The sequence below is a fragment of the Tahibacter caeni genome (assembly GCF_024609805.1).
In the GTDB taxonomy this organism is placed as follows: Bacteria; Pseudomonadota; Gammaproteobacteria; order Xanthomonadales; family Rhodanobacteraceae; genus Tahibacter; species Tahibacter caeni.
Map to the genome: position 1 here is coordinate 1 of NZ_JANFVR010000024.1, position 15,874 is coordinate 15,874.

At 67.6% G+C, this 15,874-nt stretch carries 10 protein-coding genes; 5 read left to right on the forward strand and 5 right to left on the reverse strand.

The features are described 5' to 3' along the window. The 3 genes from NON22_RS03880 to NON22_RS03890 form a co-directional block, all read left to right on the forward strand. A partial coding sequence (locus tag NON22_RS03880) for a tetratricopeptide repeat protein (protein ID WP_257385597.1) occupies positions 1-1,121 on the forward strand: 1,121 nt, incomplete at its 5' end. 466 nt (positions 1,122-1,587) lie between these two features. Further along, positions 1,588-2,034, forward strand: coding sequence for a hypothetical protein (locus NON22_RS03885; RefSeq protein ID WP_257385598.1), 447 nt, complete (start codon positions 1,588-1,590; stop codon positions 2,032-2,034). A 441-nt stretch (positions 2,035-2,475) separates the two neighbouring features. Then, positions 2,476-4,257: an acyl-CoA dehydrogenase family protein gene (locus tag NON22_RS03890; protein ID WP_257385599.1), complete on the forward strand. Its 1,782-nt coding sequence runs from the start codon at positions 2,476-2,478 to the stop codon at positions 4,255-4,257. Positions 4,258-4,767: 510 nt separating this feature from the next. Here NON22_RS03890 and NON22_RS03895 read toward each other — a convergent pair. From NON22_RS03895 to NON22_RS03910, 4 genes are all read right to left on the reverse strand, one after another. Then, positions 4,768-6,447, reverse strand: coding sequence for an ATP-binding protein (locus tag NON22_RS03895; protein WP_257385600.1), 1,680 nt, complete (start codon positions 6,445-6,447; stop codon positions 4,768-4,770). A gap of 305 nt (positions 6,448-6,752) precedes the next feature. Then, positions 6,753-7,205, reverse strand: coding sequence for a riboflavin biosynthesis intermediates N-glycosidase (gene ybiA / locus NON22_RS03900; protein WP_257385601.1), 453 nt, complete (start codon positions 7,203-7,205; stop codon positions 6,753-6,755). 106 nt (positions 7,206-7,311) lie between these two features. After that, entirely contained in the window at positions 7,312-7,536 is a 225-nt protein-coding gene (locus NON22_RS03905) for a hypothetical protein (protein ID WP_257385602.1), read from the reverse strand. Between the two features lie 335 nt (positions 7,537-7,871). Further along, positions 7,872-9,671 carry a DUF885 domain-containing protein gene (locus tag NON22_RS03910; RefSeq protein ID WP_257385603.1) on the reverse strand — a complete coding sequence of 600 codons (1,800 nt, stop codon included), beginning with the start codon at positions 9,669-9,671 and terminating at the stop codon, positions 7,872-7,874. A gap of 494 nt (positions 9,672-10,165) precedes the next feature. Here NON22_RS03910 and NON22_RS03915 point away from each other — a divergent pair, with 494 nt between their 5' ends. Next, a complete protein-coding gene (locus tag NON22_RS03915; RefSeq protein ID WP_257385604.1) occupies positions 10,166-11,659 on the forward strand; it encodes an amidohydrolase family protein in 1,494 nt (497 codons plus the stop codon). A gap of 29 nt (positions 11,660-11,688) precedes the next feature. Further along, positions 11,689-15,027, forward strand: coding sequence for an AAA family ATPase (locus NON22_RS03920; RefSeq protein ID WP_257385605.1), 3,339 nt, complete (start codon positions 11,689-11,691; stop codon positions 15,025-15,027). A gap of 156 nt (positions 15,028-15,183) precedes the next feature. On the opposite strand, the gene NON22_RS03925 is transcribed toward NON22_RS03920, so the two are convergent. Then, positions 15,184-15,810, reverse strand: a complete 627-nt coding sequence (locus NON22_RS03925; protein WP_257385606.1) for a hypothetical protein — start codon at positions 15,808-15,810, stop codon at positions 15,184-15,186. Positions 15,811-15,874: the final 64 nt, after the last annotated feature.

Consider the following 15,874-nt stretch of genomic DNA (forward strand, 5'->3'; position numbering starts at 1 on the left):
TGCTCGCCGCCGTCCACGACGGCGATGCGACGACGCCGCTGCCGGCGCTGCTGCTGACGGTCTGGCGCGCGAGCGCCGGCGATCGCGCGCGCGCCGCGCAATGGTTGCAGCAGGCACGCACGCGTGCGGCCGGCGCGCCCGACGCGTTCGTCGCCGCGTACCTGACCATGGCCCAGGCCTTCGCCGAGGGCCGCAGCGTCGACATCAAGGCCGCGATCGGCGCGCTGCTCGACCTGCGTCCCGACGCCTGGATCCTGCGCTATGCCGCCGCGCAGCTGCTGCATCAGCGCGGCCAGAACGAACTCGCGCTCGACGAGCTGCGCAAGATTCCGGTGACCGCGCTCGAGGACCGGCGCGTCGAGGATCTGCTCGCGCTGCGCGCAGCGCTCGGCGACGCCGCCGGCGTGCGCGCCGTGCTGCAGCGGCTCGATGCGCAGCGCAATCCGGTCGCGATGGCCGCGCTCGACGCGCTGCTCGCCTACGGCAGCGGCGACGTCGCGCACGCCCGCACGGCGCTGGCCGACACCTCCGAGCTGGCCCGCCGCGGCAATCGCGACGACTGGGCTCTGCGCGCGCCGCTGCTGGCTGCCGCGCTGGCGTTCGAGCAGGACGACGTCGCCGACGCGCGCCGTCGCGTCGACGAGGCGCTCGCGCGCGCCCGCGAGAAGCGCGAGACCCTGAGCCTGCTCGACGCCAATCTGATGCTCGCCCAGGTCGCCCAGCGCCAGGGCGACACGGCCGCGCGCGACACCGCGCTCGATCGCGCCGCGACCGAAGCGCGCCAGTCCGGCGATCCGGTCTGGCCGAGCCTCGTGCGCATAGTAGCGCTGAGACTGGGCGGCGACGCACCGGACGTGCCGCCGGCCGACGATGCCGATCTCGTCACCCAGGACATCCTGCCGTTGCTGCAGCTGCGCCTCGCGCTGCGCGAGGGAGATATCGTGCGCGCCACCGTGCTGCTGCAGGACAGCACCGTCCGCGAGACCAGTCTGCTCGCCGAAGAATGGGCGCTCGCCGCGGCCGAACTGAATCGCCCGTGGCCGTCGCTGCGCCGGCGCGATCCGCCGGTCATGCCGTATTTCCGGCTGATGGCCTGGGCGTCGCTGCGGCAATCGCCCTGAGCCTCGGCATCGCCGCGCACTCCCGTACCCCGGCAAAACGACGATGACCGGTTTCGCACCGCCGCCTTCGCGGATGCGAGAACTCCGGCCGTCGCGACAGCGTTGGTTTCGAGCCTGCGCGGTCGATGGCCGCGGATGATCGCCGCTTGCTTTCGTCGTTGGCACAGGCTAGGCGGGCGGCGGCGCGGAAGCGGAGTCCGCATCGTCGCCTCGGGTGCGCAGCGGACGTCCTCGCGGCGGCCGTTGCGGCAGCGCGCGATCTCGCGCCGCAGCGGAAGGGGGAAAACGCATGTTCGCCACTCGCATCGTCTGCGCCGCGTTCGGCATCTTCGCCGACGCTGACGACGTTCGCGAGCTACACGCACGGCCAGAGCCTCGGCTTCAGCGGTGCAGTCACCTTGCAGAACCTCGGTACGAGCAGTCTCGGCAATCCGGCCGTCGACGTCTATCTGAGCGGCGCGCGCGCATGGCCTACAACAGCAGCGTCCATCTCGGCCGCAGCGACTACGTCACGACCGTGCCGCCGTTCCCGAACAGCCTCGCGCTGCTCAACCTCGGCAGTTATCTCATCAGCGGCAGCGTACCGGTCGGCATCTACCACCCGGTGATCTACCTCGGCGGCACCGGCGGCACCGATGCCAATGTCGCGAACAATTCGGCCCGGGGACGCCACGAGTTTCCGGTCACGATCAACGACGTGATCGCCACCTTGCTGCCGACCCCGGCGACGCAGGTCACCGGCATCGGCCGCATCGGTCCGCGCGGCCAGTGGATCTGCGCGCTGAATGCACAGGCCGGCCATACCTACACGTTTGCGACGTGCGGACTCGCGAGCTTCGACACCGTCATCCAGATCCGCGGCGCTTTCCCGACAGTCGCCGACGACGAAGGCTGCGGCCGCAGAGCCTGCTGACCTCGACCAGCGCGAGCGACCAGCCCGTGAGCGTCGTCGTCACCGGCTTCAATGCCGCCGCGCAGGGCGGGTTCCAGCTGGCTTACGGCGGGAGCAACGACGGGATCTTCGCCGGTCGATTCGACGGCTGAGCCGCGCGGAACACGCGCCGGAGAAAACGCCGCGGAGCTGCGTCACACCTTCGGCTGCGCAGCATCGGGCAGCGTCACCCATGCGCGGCTGCCGGGGCGGCGAAACCACACCGCGATTGCGCAGCCGGCCCGTGTGCATCCGCGGCGAGCCGCGCGACCGCACGCAGCCTTTGCGCGCGCTGGATCATGGTGCACTGCAACGCACCTGCTCACCACAGACCGGTCAAGCGCTCAATCCACTTTTCCTGTTGCGCCCGCCGCCGCGGCGATACCACACTGCCGCATCGCGTCATGCCTAGGGAGTTCGCTCATGGAAACCACCGCCGCCAACCCAGCCGCCGCCGGCGCGCACGCCGACACCTTGCGCCGCGACCAGAGCGTCGCGAAGAACCTGTTCTTCGGCGAGATCGTCGAAGAGAACCTGTTCCCGTACCCGAAGATGCGCGACAAGGATCGCGAGATGCTCGGCGCGATGCTCGATGCGATCGACGACTTCCTCGCGCCGAAGCACGCCGACCTCAAGCACTACGACCGCAAGGCCGAGCAGCCGCCCGAATTCATCCAGGCCCTGCGCGACATGGGCCTGTTCGGCCTGATCATTCCCGAGGAATTCGGCGGCCTGGGCCTGTCCAACGCGGCCTATGCGCGCGTGCTGACGCAGACGAGCTCGCACGACTCGTCGGTCTCGCTGACGATCGGCGCGCACAGCTCCATCGGCATGAAAGGCCTGCTGCTGTTCGGCACCGACGCGCAGAAGGCCAAGTACCTGCCCAGGCTCGCGACCGGCGAGATGATCGCCGCGTTCTGCCTGACCGAGGCCGGCGCCGGTTCCGATGCCGCGTCCGTGCGCACCAAGGCCACCCGCGACGACGACGGCACCTGGACCCTGAACGGCGAGAAGATCTGGATCACCAACGGCGGCATCGCCGACTTCTACACGGTGTTCGCGAAGACCGACACGCCCGAAGGCAAGATGACCGCGTTCATCGTCGAAGCCAGTCAGGCCGGCGTCAGCCACGGCCCGCACGAAGACAAGATGGGCATACGCGCGTCGAGCACGACCACGGTCGCCTTCAGCGACGTCAAGTTGCCGGCCGACCAGGTGCTCGGCGAAGTCGGCAAAGGCTTCAAGGTCGCGATGGCCATCCTGAACAACGGCCGCACCGGCCTCGGCGGCGGCGCTGTCGGCGGCATGAAGACCTTGATCAAGCTCGCCTGCGCCCAGGCCAAGGAGCGCAAGCAGTTCGGCAAGCCCGTCGCCGAGTTCGGCCTCGTGCGCGAGAAGATCGCGCAGATGACCGTCGACTGCTTCGCCGCCGAGAGCGCGGTCTGGATGGTCGCCCACTACATCGATTCGGGCTGCACCGACTATTCCGTGGAAGCCGCGATGAGCAAGGTCTTCGCGAGCGAAGCCGTCCAGCGTGCGAGCTACGAAGCCCTGCAGATCGCCGGCGGCAACGGCTTCATGCGCGAATTCCCGTACGAGCAGGTCACGCGCGACACGCGCATCCTCTCGATCTTCGAAGGCACCAACGAGATCCTGCGCCTCTACATCGCGCTGTCCGGCCTCAAGGACGTCGGCGCCACGCTCAGCGAACTCAAGCACGCCGTCGGCAACATCTTCAACGACCCGATCAAAGGCTTCGGCGTCCTGAGCACCTACGTCCGCCGCAAAGCCAGCGAAACCACCGGTTACGGCACCGACAAGATCCTGCGCGAACTCCACCCGAGCCTGCGCAAGGCCGCGACCGTCTACGAAAAATACGTGGTCGAGCTGTCGAAAGCCGCCGACGCGCTGCTGCGCCAGTACGGCAAGGGCATCGCGGACGAACAGCACGCGCAGAAACGCATCGCCGACATCGCGATTGACCTGTTCGTCGGCCTCTGCGTGCTGTCGCGGGCGGACAGCCTGGTGAGGGAAAACCATCCCGGGCAGCAGAGCGCCATCACGATCGCCGACGTGTTCACGCGGCAGGCGCGGCGGAGGCTGCGGCGGAACGTGCGGGGGATGACGATCAACGAAGACAAGGCGATCGAGGCGCTGGCGGAAGCGGTGCTCGAGAAGGGGGCGGTGGGGTGGGATGTGGTGTGAACGCCGAATGTCTGAATCTGGAGTCGATGAACGGACTGCGTTTGTGCTGGTAGCCGAACATGGTTTCATTGCGCAGCCGCTCGCGGTCTGTCAGGAATCAATTTGGGACAGCTGCAACTGCGAATCCAAGTCGGGACATTCATCGGTCCGGAATAAGGTGTCCAAGCTGGGCAAGGGCAGCGTTCGTCCGGCCGCCTCTCCGGAGCGTTGGGTGTCCCGATCGGTGTTGTTGGGGCCGGTCATTCCGTTAGCCGCTCCCGAAACTGGCGAACGGCCGCCATGAACGCGTCCGACGCCTCTTCGGCGACGTATTCGCCCGAGTTCGGCAGGCGTCTCCCGACGCGAGGTTCTCCGCGCCCGCCGCGCGGAGTCCGTCGACATAGTCGGCGGGGTCGCGACCGTCGGCGTCGCCCCTGAGATAGAGCAGTGGCGTGTCGATCGCGATGCGCACGGCATTGTGCTCGGCGTCCTAGGCCTCGACCCCTCCGGCCTCGCTGTCAACCCGCGGTCCTACGCCGCATCCTCGACCGACGGCCGATGCTCGATCGGCAGCCGCACAGTGAACGTGGAGCCTTTCCCGACTTCGCTGGCCACGTCGATCGAGCCGCCGTGCTGCTGAACGATGTTGTAGGACACTGACAGCCCGAGTCCCGGGTTGGTGCCGACCTGCTTGGCCGTGAAGTCCGTGGTGAAGAACGGATCGAAGATGCGGGAAAGGTCTTCGGGCGAAACGCCCGGTCCGGTGTCCTGCACTTGCACCCAGACCGAGTCGCCGTCGCGGCCGGTGCGAATCGTGATAGTGCCGCGATGCACGAGCGACTGCGCCGCATGGACCAACAGGTTCAGGAATACCTGATTGATCTGCCCCGGCAGGCAGGCCACCGGCGGCAGAGTGCCGTACTCGCGAACGACCTCGGCGTTGCGCTCGATCTCGTGGGCCGCGAGGTTGAGCGTGGTCTCGATGCATTCATGCAGATCGACGCTCTGCCATGACGCCTTGCCGCCGTGGGAAAATTTCTTCAGATCCCTGACGATCTTTTCCACGCGGCTGAGTCCGTCGGACGATTCGGCGATCAACGGCGGTATGTCGCCGATGACGTTGTCCACATCGGTCGAGCGCTTGAGTTCGGCAAGCTTGCGCCGTTCCACCTCGCCGTCGCGGGTTGCCTCCGCGTTCTCGTACGCTTTCATCACCGCGACGAGGTCGTTGACGTAGCTGGCAAGGCTATGGAGGTTCGAGCGCACGAACGCGATCGGGTTGTTGATCTCGTGCGCGATGCCGGCCGCGAGCTGTCCGATCGACGCCATTTTCTCCGACTGCAGCATGCGCGCATGTGTCTTGGCCATGCGCAGGTTCAGCGCTTCGAGGTCTTCGTTCCGGGCTTTGAGCTCCGCGGCCGCGGCCATGCGCTCTTCGACTTCGCCTTTCAGCTGGCAGTTGACCTCCTGCAGCAACGCATTCATCTCGTTGTTCCGGAGCTGCAGCAGGATGTTGCGTCGGGCCTTCAGGTGCACGCTCGTCGCCATGACCACGAGCGACAACAGGTTCGTGCCGACCAGGAACAGGAAGACTCCGCGGAACGCCAGCGGCGGCCCGATCAGCTCGGCCACCGCGATCGAGCCGATGTTCGGCGCCATGTAGAGCAGATAGGTGCCCAGGCTGGAGCTCATGCTGATGATCGCGATCGAATTGATGCCGGCCGCGATGATCGCGAGCATGACCAGCTGTTCCGCCGTGATCAGCGGAGCGGCGATGATGTTGATCGCCGACATGCCGAGCCCGACCACCACCGTCGGCACTGCAAAGAACAGCAGCCGCTGATGGGCTTCCGGAAAGCGCGCCTTGATGCGGTCGGCCCGGAGAACGATGAGGAGCCGCGGAATCACCAGCAGGACCAGCGCGATGAAGATCCAGCCGATGACAGGACGTTGGGGAATGACATCCGCGAGGACCCAGTAGAACGCCCCGAGCACGGGCAACAGCATCACCGCCGGCACCGGTGCGCGCCGGTACAGGTCATCGACGAGGATTTCTTCGAGACTGCCGGCGTATGGTTGATCCTGCGCGGACAGCTTGAGCGGATTGCGCATCGTGATCTGCCTCTGACGGCGATCGTGTCCAGGGTTCGGAAACCAGCGGCCCTGTCGGAACGCAGCAGACGGCCTCGGCCCCCTCTTCCCGCTTTGCACAAATCTGGCCGGCGGGCGGCACGGAATCAATCTAGGCAGTGCCGAGCCCGTTGGCAAGCACAAGGGGGCGTATCCAGCATCGCAACAGGAGTGCTTTCGCCGGCATGCGAGAGGCGTCCGAGCCCCCTGCCGGCCGACGGTGCACGATTTGGCGATGCGGCGCGGCGCGCTTCGGAAAACAGGAGCGGCCGCCGAGATGAGCGCCTCAAAACCGGCTACGAGCCCGCGTCCTGGACTCCGGAAGCTCGGAACACATGGGTGTTCCGATTTTCCGCAACTCAGGGGCATGGGGGTCCCCGGTCGGCTCAGGTGTCCGCTTGCGCCTCCGCACGCACCTGCATCAGCAGTTCGCCGAGTCGATTCTTGCCGGAGCCGTCCTGTCCGGCGCCCCAGTAGTAGTCATACGGCGAAGCCTCAACGAGCATCCGTTGCCGGGTCGACAGCAACAGGCGCCGTGCGTCAGGCTGACGGAACTTCGCGCGCAGCGCCTCGAGCATGATCGCGTCGCGCTGCACGTCCCAGTCGTGCCGTATCGGCAGGGACCGCGACTGCCCCAAGGTGCGCGCCTCGTGCGGCGTCGGCGCGCGGTGGATGCGGGTTCGGTGGGCCGCGTCGAGGAATTTCAGGGCCTGGAAATAATGTTCCACCGTCGGCCAGTAGATTCCATCCAGCGCGACACCCGGCGGCGCGAAATTGCTGAGCCCCCAGTAGGCCATCGCTCTGGTATAGAAATAGATCGGCTCCTGTTCGTCGGACATGAGGGCTGGCGCTGGGATGGTGATCGGCAGCGGGCGATGGCTCGCTCGATTCTATACAGCCGGATCCTCGCCGACGCTCATGGAGTGTTCGCGCCGGCCGCATTCGTCAGAACTTATCTTCGTACTCCGGCTGCCGCTGCGCGACATACGTGCTCAGCCCTTCGCCGGCCAACGCCAGCCGCTTCATGGCGCGGACGTGGGGCGCACCGCAGGAGCGAAGGGTGTAGCGATAGCGTCGTCCGTTCCTGAACCGGACGACGATCGCGCCGGGTTCGATCTCGAACCCGGTCGCGCCGTACGGTTTGCCGGACTGGCTGGCGTAGCGTTGCATGGCGGTCTCCGGCAGCGAAAACGGCGCGCGTATTCCAGCGTCTGCTCCAGCTCGCCCGATGACCCGGCCCTGTCGTGTCGATCGGCGGCGACGCGGGCCGCTGTCCCGACGTGCGGCACATCCCGCGGCAGATCAATGGGGCCTTGCGAAGTTCAGGCCCTGCAAGACCGTCGTCGCACGTGGCACGGTGCACCGCAGCGGACAGAGCCGCCGTCAGCCTGCTGCCGGTCGCGCTCGGATGGCCGGCCTGGCGGACGGCCTTGCTCGCGGCCGGCTCGCGCAGTCCTGCATCCGCGCAGGCCGCACCGAGCCGCTCGCGGGCGCAGCTGGCCTGCTCAGCGTATCGCCTCGTTCAAGTACAGCGCCCGCGCAAACCGCACCGGCGGCGCGCCGAAGGCCAGCACGCCGTCGTGGTAGCGCTTGAGATCGAAGTTCGCGCCTTCGCGGCGCTGCGCTTCCCGGCGCAGCGCCATCCATTCCTCGGCGCCGACGAAATAGGTCGACAGCTGCGCCGCGTCGAGCTGCGCGCGCGTCCATTTGCCGGCGGCCTCGCGTTCTTCCTGGAAGGTCTCCTCGATCATGAAGCGCACGGTCTCGTCGCGGCTCTTGCCGTCGACATGCACCATCTGGTCGACGATCGCGTTGCTGATGCCGCGCAGCAGCCACTTCAGATGCACGAGCCGGTACAGCGGATCGTCGCCGCGATAGCCTTCGTCGACCATCATGTTCTGCGAGTACCAGGCCCAGCCCTCGACGAACGGCCCCGACCAGAGCACGGCGCGCAGCGGCGAGGCGTAGCGGTTCGCATGCCACATCTGCACGAAGTGGCCCGGCATGGCTTCGTGTATGGTCAGCTCGCGGATCGAGCGGGTGTTGTATTCGCGCAGATGGGATTCGACCTGCGCCGGCGTCCAGTCGTCGGGGATCGGCGACACTGTATAGAACGTCGGCAGATGTTTCTCCAGCGGTCCCGGCGGCTCGCAGGTCACGAGGTTGAGGCCGCGCTGGAACGGCGGCCGCAGCACGATCTGCAGCGGCGTGTCCGGCAGGGTGATCAGGTTCTTCTGCCGCACGAACGCGGTCGTTTCGGCGACTGCCGTTTCGGTTTCGGCGATCACGTTCTCGCGTGTCGGTCGTTCCGCGGCAGCGAGCTTCAGCGCCGCGGCGATCGTCGCGCGCGCGGTCGCCTTGTCCGGACGCGCCGGATAGGCCGGTGCGCCGGGACGGGCCGACAGCAGCGAAACCGACTGCGTATACATTTCGGCACGTACGCGTTCGAGCTCGGCCTCGGCGCGGCGGCGGATCTCGCTGCGCTGCAGCGGCGAGTTCACGGCGAACGCGAGCTTTTCGTCGAAGCGCTGCGCACCGACGCGGAAGTCGCCGCGCGCGGCCGGAATGAGCGTGCCGTCGAGCCAGGCCTGGTGTTCGGCGACGGCCTTGCGCAGTCCTGCGACGGCGCTGTCGAGGCGCTTCCTGTCGGCCGGGCCGAGCACGCCGGCCTGCGGCAGGATCATCTGGTCGACGAGATCGAGCAGGCCGCCGTTCTGCAGCGCGGCCGTTTCCGCATGCACCCTGGGCACGCGCGCCGGATCGAGATTCGCGCGGGCCTGCGCGAGCAGGCGCGGCAGCTTTTCGATGCGCGCGGTAGCGTGGTTTAGCCGGTCGGGCAGCGGCGCGAAGTCGCGCATCATCAGCAGGTACAGCGAGTTGCCGGCAAGGGAGCTATAGACCAGCGGATTCCAGGCCCAGGACTGGAACGTCGCGGAATTCCAGAGCTCGTACTGCAGCTGGTTGCGCAGGATCTGACAGTCGACCTGGTTCGCGCGCGACAGCTGCGCAGGGTCCAGGCGTTCGAGCTGCTGCAGCAGGCCGCGGTTGAAGGCGTCGGTCGCGGCGCGGCCTTCGGCGCCGAGGTCGTCGAGCTCCGCGTCGTAGCGATGGTCGCCGGCGAGGGTCGCGCCGACCGGCGAATGACGCATGGACTCGTCGAGCCAGCGCGCCGACAGCGATTCGAAGGCGCGGTCGGCGGCCGCGGCGTCCACGCCGGCCGCCGCGCCGTCCGGCTTGCGTACGGCGGCAGGCTGACAGGCGGCGAGGCAGGCGGCAAGACACACGAACAACAGACGGCGCGACATCGCGATCTCCGGTGCGGCAGGTCGCCGGAGCTTAGCCGTCTCCCGACAAATCAAAATATCCCAAAAGGCAGGGCAGGCCTGCCCGCGCGACTGTCGCACCGGAGCCACGTCCTGCGTGTGCTTGGGGTGCGGCCGGCGACGACCGCCGTTCGGAATTTGCGGGCGTTTCGTCGGATCGCTATGCAGACGATACAGAGGGCACTTGCGGTTCACTCCGTGCCCGGCGGCACCGCGCGCGGCCGTGAATCTCAGGCCGCGCTGGATTCACTCTCGCTTCGCAGTCGAAGACCGCCGAGGCACCGAGCGACTCGCTGACACAATGCGAGCCTGCCCGCTTCTTGCGCGCAACGGCCGCGTCCTGCACACCTCCTGCGGACGCCTCGTGGGAGGTTGCTTGCTTTCCCGACAGTTTCCGTCCGGCGGACGTTCGACCCGGGACGCGGAAGCCGGCATGTGCGGCCGGCATCTCGACACGACAGCGGAGCAATCGATCGATGAAGACGCGGTTCCTCGTTGCGGCTGTGGTGGCGCTCGGCGGGTGTGCGCCGTTGACGCGCCACGTGGTGCGAGCGCCCGATCAGCGCCTGTTCGACGGCGGCGGCTATCGGATCGAACGCTGCGACGCGTCCTACGTCGGCGTCTTCGCCGATTGCACGCTGAGCGGAAGCGGACCGCGCCAGGTGTTGCGCGCGAACCTGATCAGCGGCGACCGGCTGTACCTTGGCGGGAGCCTGACGATCGGCCCCGACGGTCGTATCGAAGCAGCCGGGTGTGCGGTGCCGGATATTGCCGACGCCGTCGTGCTCGACTGTCCGGGCGCGCTGGTGTCCGCCGGCTTCATCAATCTCCACGAGCACATCGACTACAGCTACCAGCAGCCGGCGCAGCCACCTGTGCACCGCTGGAAACACCGCAACGAGTGGCGCCGGCTCCACGCAGCCGAACGCGGCTTCGAAGGCGACGCACCGGCCGATGCCGGAGTGAGAGCCGACGTCAGCGAGCGCGCGATGCTGCGTCACGCGCTGTCGGGCACGACGTCGCTCTCGGGCGCCAAGGAGTTTCGCGCATTCGTGCGCAATCTGGGTCTCGCCGAAGCACCGCTCGGCACGCCGGCCGGCCTTCCGATTGCCGACAGCACGTTTCCGCTCGACGACGGCGCCAGCATGGAGAAACTCGCGGCGTCCTGCACAGCGGCGGAGGCGGGCGCGGTGCATGCCGATCCGGAGCGGCCCTTCCTTGCGCATGTCGGTGAAGGAACCGACGCGAGCGCCCGCTACGAAGTCGATTGCCTGCTCCGGGCCGTCGCCGGCAAGTCGACGCCGAATGCATTCATCCACGGTGTTGCGATCAGCTCGCGGCAGATTCCGCAGCTCGCGCGGCAGGACGTCGCTGTCGTGCTGTCGCCGCGGTCGAACTTTCGGCTCTATGCCGCGACGGCGCCGGTCATCGAGCTGAAGAATGCGGGCGTGACGCTCGGCCTGGGCACCGACTGGGCGCCTTCGGGCTCGCTGACCTTGCTCGACGAGGCGCGCTGCCTGTCGCGCTACAGCCGTGACAGCCTGCACGGACGCCTGGGCGCTGCCGACGTGCATCGGATGATGACCGCCGGCGGCGCGCGCGCAGTGGGACTCCAGGGGCAGGTCGGAGCGCTGGCGCCCGCCGAGTGGGCCGACCTCGTGCTGTTGGACACCGAAGGTCGCCGCAGCCTCGCGGAAGTGCTCGAGCGAAGCGCGTTGCCGCAGATCATTGCCGTGGCGATCGGTGGTCGCCTCGCCAGCGCTCCGTCCTCGTGGGCAGGCCGTCTGCCGCAGCTGGAGAACTGCGGCGTCGACCCCCGGCGCTTGTGCGGAACGGAACGTCTGGTCTGCGGAGTCGACGGCGGACGGTCGCTGACGGCCCTGCTGCAACAGGCCGCGTACACGATCGACGACACGCGCCTGTGCCATCCCCAGCCGACCGACGACTGCGTCGCACGTCGCTCGCCGTGACGGTCCGCTCCACGCACTGAAGAAACACCATGCCGATCCGCGCCAGCAGCATTCGCCTGTTCGTGAGCTCGACGTTCAGCGACTTCCGTCGCGAACGCGAAATCCTCGATACGCTGATCTTCCCGAAGCTCCAGCGCTATTGCGCCGACCGCGGCTATCAGTTCCAGCCCATCGATTTACGCTGGGGCATCGGTGAGGAAGATGCCCGCTCGCAGCAGACCTTGCGGGTCTGCCTGAACGAGGTGACGCGCTGCATCCAGACATCGCTGCAGCCCTGTTTCCTCGCGCTGGTCGGCGGCCGCTATGGCTGGCAGCCGCTGCCGAACCTGATCCCGGACGACGAGTACCGGCGCATCGTCGAAGCGTTGCGCCAAGAGTTTCCGGCGAGCCGGCTCGCGCTGCTGGAGCGCTGGTACCGGCTCGATCGCAACCAGATCCCGCCGCATCGCGTGCTGCAGCCGCGCAGCGGCAGCCTGGCGCGGGACCCGCATCGCTGGCGTGTCGTGGAAGAGGAACTCCGGAGTGCGCTCCGCGCCGGCGCGAGCGCTGCCGGCCTGTCCGCCGAGACGCGTGACAAATACTTCCTGTCCGCTACCGCGCAGGAAATCGCGCGCGGTGTCTTCGACACGCAGGCGCATGCGGCCAGACCCGACTTCCGGCAGCACGTGCTGTGCTTCGTGCGGCGGCGGCTCGGCATACCGCCGGCGACCGCGCTGCCGCCGGACACGTCTTTCAACGACATCGATGCGGCCGGCGAACTCGATACGGAAGCGGCGGAACGGCTGGCTGCCCTGGTTGCGCGGGTGCAGTCGGTGCTCGGCGACAACGTGCTGGTCTATCAGGAGTTCGTCGGGCCTGGCGGCGATTCCGGCGACTACGAGGCCGCCTTCGCGGCCAACGCGGAGCGTCTGCTCGGGCGGCTCGTGCAGAACGAAATCTCGCGCCTCGAACAGCTGCGCGACGACGAACAGGAATGGTTGCGGCACGACGCGTTCGGTCAGGATCGCGCCGCGCTCGTCCTCGGGCGCGAGGATCTGATCGGCCGCGTCGACGCGTTTCTCGACCAGTCCGGCGGGCGCGGACTGATCGTGCACGGCGTCGGCGGCATCGGAAAATCCACCCTCGTGGCGAAAGCGGCGTCCATGGCGTCCGACACGTATCGAGGGCTGTTCGTCGTACAGCGCTACGTCGGCGCGACCGCATCGGCTTCCGCGGGGCATTCGCTCTTGGCCGGCCTGCTGCGGCAGCTCGCCGGTCCCGGCAGCGAGATCGGGCGGGAATCCCCGGACTTGGCGCAGCTCGGCCGCGATCTGCGGCGCCGGCTCGCCGACGTCGCCGCCACGAGACCGCGCGGCGTGCTGCTGGCGCTGGACGCGCTGGACCAGCTGCCCCGGGGCGATCCGGCGCGCAGCCTCGACTGGTTGCCGTGGCCGGCACCGGCGGGAGTGGCGGTGTTGATTTCGACGGTCGACGGCGAGTTGCTGGACGCGTTGCGCCGAAGAATGGTGGGAGCCGACAGCATTCGCATCGGACCGCTGCCGGCACCGGCCGGTCGCGACGTCCTGCGTTCGCTGCTGCGCGAGAGCGACCGCTGCCTCGAGCGTACGCAGGAAGATCACGTGCTGCGCCTGTTCGGCAAGGAAGGCTCACCCCTGTATCTGCGCGTCGCCGCGTTCTTCGCGCGGCGCTGGGCGGCTTACGACGGGCAGCGCGTTCGGACGCCGCATCTGCCGATGACTACCGTCGCGCTCATTCGCCGGTTCTTTACCGAGCTTTCCGGTCCCGGCGGTCACGCGCCGCTGCTCGTGTCGAACGTCTGCGGACTGCTGGCCGCTTCGAAGCAGGGTCTGACGGAATCGGAACTGCTGGCCCTGCTGTGGGAAGACGAATCGTACCGACGCCTCGTGGAGGCGAACAATCGCGCAAACGATCTTCCGCCGCTGCGCAACCTGCCGGTGATCTTCTGGTCGCGGCTGCGCGACGATCTGGCGTCCTTCCTGGTCGAGCGCGGTGCCGACGGGACGGCGGCGCTGACGTTCTTTCACCGGATCTTCGACGAGGCCGTGGCGCAGGCCTTCCTGCCGACGGAAGCGTCGCGCGCGAAATTCCGGCGCGCGCTGATCCGCCATTTCCGGGCCGAGCCCCTGTTTCTCGGCCGAGGCGATGCGAAGCGGCCGAATCTGCGGAAACTGTCCGAACTGCCGCACCAGCTCATCGGCGCCGGAGACGTCGACGGCCTGTTCGAGCTGCTGTCCCGCGAAGACTATTTTCTCGCCAAGCTCGCGGCGCACCGGGGCGAGGAGTACTACCGCGAGGTATACGCCTGCGCCTCGATGATGAAACCCGGAACCGGAGCGCGCGGACGCGCGCGGCTGGTCGGCGTGCTCGCCAGGCATGTCCGTGCACTCGTGGCCCGGCGAGCGACGGCTCGTTATTTTTCGGCCGAAGAGCTCCACGTGAGCCTGGTCTATCTCGACGTCGAAGGCATCTTCTACAAACCGTTCCTGCAGGCCTGTCTGCGCAAGCTCGCATCCGGACGCGGAGCTCGCGCTCCAGAGGCCAGGAAAGTCGGTGCGATTCTCGGCGTCAGGCTCGCGAACCTGTATCGGCGGGCCGGCCAACACCACCGAGCCAGAGCCGATCTCGGGAAGATCATGCCGCTGTTGCGCCGCTGGAAATTGTTCGTCGAAGTCTCGCGCGCCGAATACGATCTCGCCTACATCGACCGGCTGGGCGGCAATTTCGCGACAGCAGCGCGCCTGTTCCTCGTCAGCGCCGAGTCGGCGCGCCTCGGCGGCAACGAAGTCTCCGAGGCGATCAGCCGTTGCGTCGCTGCCTACTCGGCCTGGATCGACGCCATCTCGCAGCGTGTCGAGCGCGACGCGTCGCCGCGCTTCCTGGCCGAGCTCGATCGCGCCGAAGACGTCTTCCAGCGCCATGTCGCGCTGGACAGCAACGCGCTGCGCTGGATATTCAACGTGCGTCTTCACCGGTTCCGCGTGGGTTTCCGTCTGGGCGATCTCCACCTGGCCCAGCAGGCGGTCGATCAGTCGCTGGAGGATCCCTGGGTCGAAGCCTACGGGCAGCTGGACGCTTATGCGCCGGCGCTGCTGGCGCGTCTGGAATTAATGCGCGGAAACCATGCCGAGGGGGCGCGGCGTCTGCGTCGCCTGATCGAGACGAGTCCGCCGACGACCGAGTCGATCCTGGAGGATTACTTTGACGCCGGAATGGCCTACATCCGGATCGGCCGGAAGCGCATCGCGCGGAACCTGTGGCGCCGCGCGCTGACCATCGACCGGAAGAAGCGCTTCGGCAATGAACCCTGGCGGCAACTGATTCGTTCTGCGATGCCGCTGACTCAGTGAGCCTCCGCGGAGCGTTCCGGTTCCCGATGCCGCGACGTCGCGGCGCTGCAACGGTGAGCCGAAGACGACCGGGGCGGCCACGCGTCGCGGAATGGGACACATCATGTTCGTGGCGCCCGTCCCGTGCGCGAACATCGGTGCCGCCGGTCGCGCCGATCAGCTTTCGGGAAAGCGGATCACCTTGTTGTCGACCTTCTTGATGAGACGCCCGTCGTCCGCGAATTTCGCGTTGCAGGTCACCTGGCGGGCATCCTGCGCTGCGGACCGGTCCACGACACAGACGATCTGCATCCGGAAGTCGGCGCCCTTGTCCAGCCATTCCTTGAAGAAGATCCACTGCGCGACCTGATTCGTCCGGTGCGCCTTGATCGACGGGCGAGTTTTCCGGCGAACCAGGTTCTTTGCGAGCGCCGTCAGTTTCAGCGCCGCCGCGCCGGGAACCACGACGTTCAGCAGCGCCTCGCCGCTCAAATCGAGTTCCCATCGTCCGTCCGTGGTGAGCGTGGTCGGGAACATGCCGAGAAACTGGACGTCGGCGCCGGAGGCCCGGATGTCGATGAGCACGCGGTTGACTTTTTCGAACGAGACGTTGTGGATCGTCCTGTGCGGCTTCCTGCTCAGGACTTCGATCTGGGGCACGACGAAGAACCGGAAAGCCTCGTGCTTGTCGGGAGAAAAGTGGATGCCGTGCGTCATCAGCTGGCGTTCCGCATCGGGGAGCGCCGTCAGATCGATCCGTTCGGCGCGATCCGAAACCGCGATCGAGAAAGGTCCTTTGTACATGGCTTCTCCTGCATCTGGTGAATGACTGTCTGCCGATCGCCGGTCAGATACGCTTGGGCTCGTG